This is a genomic window from Candidatus Protofrankia californiensis (assembly GCF_900634765.1).
Classification (GTDB): domain Bacteria; phylum Actinomycetota; class Actinomycetes; order Frankiales; family Frankiaceae; genus Protofrankia; species Protofrankia californiensis.
Genome location: NZ_CAAAFT010000333.1, coordinates 8444 through 11900 on the forward strand (window position 1 = coordinate 8444; position 3457 = coordinate 11900).

At 69.1% G+C, this 3457-nt stretch carries 4 protein-coding genes; all 4 read right to left on the bottom strand.

Going from position 1 to position 3457, the window contains the following annotated elements; all coding sequences use genetic code 11:
• Window positions 1-753 (bottom strand): HesA/MoeB/ThiF family protein (locus DD1DGNOD_RS17390; RefSeq protein WP_131770636.1); only part of this gene is annotated, 753 nt, incomplete at its 3' end.
• Between the two features lie 19 nt (window positions 754-772).
• A complete protein-coding gene (locus DD1DGNOD_RS17395; protein ID WP_165036828.1) occupies window positions 773-1369 on the bottom strand; it encodes an iron-sulfur cluster assembly accessory protein in 597 nt (198 codons plus the stop codon).
• A 23-nt stretch (window positions 1370-1392) separates the two neighbouring features.
• The gene (locus DD1DGNOD_RS17400; protein ID WP_131770629.1) at window positions 1393-1980 is read right to left on the bottom strand and encodes an iron-sulfur cluster assembly accessory protein; all 588 of its coding nucleotides are present in this window, start codon (window positions 1978-1980) and stop codon (window positions 1393-1395) included.
• Window positions 1977-3457, bottom strand: a 1481-nt coding sequence (gene nifB / locus DD1DGNOD_RS17405) for a nitrogenase cofactor biosynthesis protein NifB (RefSeq protein ID WP_241255801.1), incomplete at its 5' end; no start/stop codon positions are given. The genes nifB and DD1DGNOD_RS17400, both read right to left, overlap by 4 nt.

Here is a 3457-nt window from a genome sequence, read left to right on the forward strand (position 1 = left end):
CTGCTGCGAGTGGGATGATCGCTGCTGCTGGGAGGACCCGCAGTCGACACAGTGCGGGTCGCGGATCACCGGGAACGACCGGAAGTCCATGTCCCACAGGTCGAAGGTGAGCAGTTTCCCGGTGGACGGCTCACCGAACCGGGAAACAATCTTGATGACCTCCATGGCGGCCAGGCATCCCACGGTGCCGGCCACCGCGCCGAGCACCGGGAAGCCGAGCGGATCCCACTGCGGGTCACCGTCCGCGAACACGCAGCGCAGGCACGGCCCACCGGGAGTCACCGCGAGCAGCTGGGCCTCGGTGGTGTTCATAGCCGCGAAGACCAGCGGCACGCCCAGGTCCAGGCACATCCGGTTGATCCGGAACCGTTCGGGGAAGTTGTGGCGGGCGTCGACGACCACGTCCGAACCGGCGACGAGACCGGGCAGGTGCGGGTCGAACAGGTCGCGGTCCCATGCCTCGACCGTGACGTCGGGGTAGTGCTCCCGCAACGTGTCGGCGGCACAGGCCACCCGCGCCTCACCGACCCGGTCGGGTCGCATAAGCGTCTGTCGGTTGAGGTCGGGTGTCTCGAGGACGCCGGGATGCACGAGGACCAGCCGCCCGACGCCAGCCGCGGCGAGGTAGGTGGCGACGGCTCCGCCTACCCCACCCACTCCCGCCACAAGCACCGTCGCCTCGCACAGCCGCTCCTGTCCCGGTAGCCCGAAACCGCTCAGTGTCAGTTGGCGCTCGAATCGCTGCATGTCCATGCCGTCCCCCTACCCTCCGCTACCGGCCCACAGAGGCGGGAACGACTCGTGTGACGTCGGGGACGGCGTCCTTGAGCTGCCGTTCAACCGTTTTCACCAGCTCGGTCACGTCGGCTTCGCGCTCCAGTCCGATACCGGTCAGCCGCACCGAGACGACACCGTCGGCGACCCCGACCACGGAGGCGTCCCGCCCCACCAGCTGCAGGTGCGGTCGGATGTGCTGGATCGCCACGTTCGCCTTCTGCAGCAGTGACGTCTCCACCCCGTCCGGCTGGACGGGCGGGGCGAACGACGGACCGCACAGACAGTTGCTTCGCGCGTGCGGGTTGTAGAAGGTGAAGCCGGACGACATCAGCGACTCGCTGTAGTCGATGCGCATGCCGTCGAACTGTTCGACCGAGCTGGCGGCAACGAACACGTCGAGGTCCTCTACCCGTATGACGACGTCGCCGTCGTACGGCACGGATTCGACGGTCAGCCGGTACCGGTGCCCGGCGCAGCCACCGCCGGTGTCGACGCCGACCCGCAGACCCGAGGCGGGGGCGGCCCCCTCCCGGTTGAGCAGCGCGCGTACCTGGCCTGCCGCCCGTTCGGTGAAGCTGATAGCGATACTCACTGGTCCACCTCCAGATGCGGTCGTCAGGACGCGAGGACGACTCGCTCGACCGCTGGCACCGATTCCTTCAGCTGACGCTCGATGACACCCGCGAGCGTGTCCAGAGCGGAGGAACACCCCCCGCAGGCTCCGGTGAGCCGGACCGAGACGACACCTCCGGTGACGTCGACGACCGAGACGTCCCCGCCGTCGCGCTGCAGGAACGGCCGTACCTGCTGGATCGCCTCGTCGACCTGCTGCCACAGGATGTCTTCGTTGCCGTCCCGCTCCGGTGCCGAGAAGGACGACCCGCAGGAGCACGGATCCGACGCGTTCGGGTTGGAGAAGGCGAACCCCGACGACGTCAACGACTCGACATAGTCGATGCGGACCCCGTGGACGATCGACGCGGACGCGGACGCGACGAACACGTCGAACCCATCCTGGCGGACGATGATGTCGCCCTTCTCGGCGGCGGGTGCGAGCGCGAGGCTGTACTTGTAGCCCGAGCAGCCGCCCGGTTCCGCGACGACCCGCAGGCCGTAGCCGGCGGTCGTCTCGTCGCGGGCGAGCAGTGCCCGTACCTGGTTGCCGGCGCGCTCGGTAAGCACGACCTGCAGTTTGGCGATCATGATCCCACCTTTGCCGTGACGTGTACGGCTGCCTGCGAGTGCGGGCCGGGCAGTCCGTCCGGTGTGTCTTCCAGCAGGTCGGCGGATGCCAGCAGATCCGCGGAGAATCCCGCCGGGCCCGCGGCCGGGCGGCACGCACCCTCCGCGGCGAGCCGGGCGTCTTCCGCCGTACGCCGAGCGCCCTGCGCCGCGAGCCGTGCACCTTCCGTCGCGACCGCGGACTCGATGATGTCGTAGCACTCGACGGCTTCGACCCCAGCCGCGGCGAGCGCCTCCCGCGGCCCGTTTCCGATCTTGCTACACAGCACGGCGGCACAGTCCGACAGCAGCCGGACGGTCCGGTCGAGCACCGAGTCGTCCTCGTCGCACTCGGACGGGCCGTCGCAGTAGCGCGCGACGCTGCGGGTCCCTACCAGACGCGCCCACTTCTCGCCCGCCTCGTAGACCCAGAACTCCTCGGCATGGCCGAAGTGCTGGTTGACCGCTCCCCCGCCCTTGGTGGCGACCGCGACCAGGACCGTCCGTTCGGGCTTCGCCGCACCCGCGGAGATCTGCAGCTCCTCGCGGGTGGCGCGGACGTCGGAACGCCAGCGTTCGATCGCCGCATGGGCCGCCTGGCGTCCGGCCAGGTCGTAGGTGACCTCGCCGGCGTACGTCTCCGGACCGAACTCCTCGCTGCGGTCCTCCCCGAGCAGCCCGACCGCGTCGGCCCGGCACTGCCGGCAGTGGCGCATCATGTTCATGTCCGCGCCGTCGTCGCCCTCGCAGCGGTCCTGCAGCGCCTTGAGCTCCTGGGGGGTCGGCCCGCGCTGCCCGGTGAGGCCGTAGTAGGTGCCGTGCTCGGGGGCGGACACCAGCGGCATCACGTTGTGCAGGAACGCCCCCATGCTCTTGACCGTCCGGGAGACCTCCACCAGGTGCTCGTCGTTGACACCGGGGATCAACACCGAGTTGACCTTACACAGGATCTTGCGTTCGGTGAGGGCTGCGAGCCCCTCCAGCTGCCGCTCGGACAGGATCTTCGACGCCTCCCGGCCGGTGTAGCGCTTGCCCCGGAACGTCACCCAGGGGTAGATCCGCTCGCCGACCTCGGGGTCGATCATGTTGATGGTGATCGTCACATGATCGATGCCGAGGTCTTCGATACGGTCGACGTGGTCGACGAGGGTGAGCCCGTTCGTAGACACGCACAGCTTGATGTCCGGGCAGTCCCGGGCGACCAGCTCCATCGTGCGGAAGGTGCGTCGCGCGTTGGCCAGCGGCTCCCCGGGCCCGGCCACGCCGAGCACGCTCATCTGCTTGATCTCGCTGGCCACCCGCTTGACCTTGGCCAGCGCCTGCTCCGGAGTGAGCAACTGGCTGGTGACGCCGGGGCGGCTCTCGTTCGCGCAGTCGAACTTGCGGTTGCAGTAGTTGCACTGGATGTTGCAGCCGGGCGCGACCGGCACGTGCATCCGGGCGTAGTACTGGTGCGCCT

Bases quoted from the DNA above. Each gene is read 5' to 3' on its own strand.
- DD1DGNOD_RS17400 (WP_131770629.1), bottom strand. From the start codon at position 1,980: ATGATCGCCAAACTGCAGGTCGTGCTTACCGAGCGCGCCGGCAACCAG.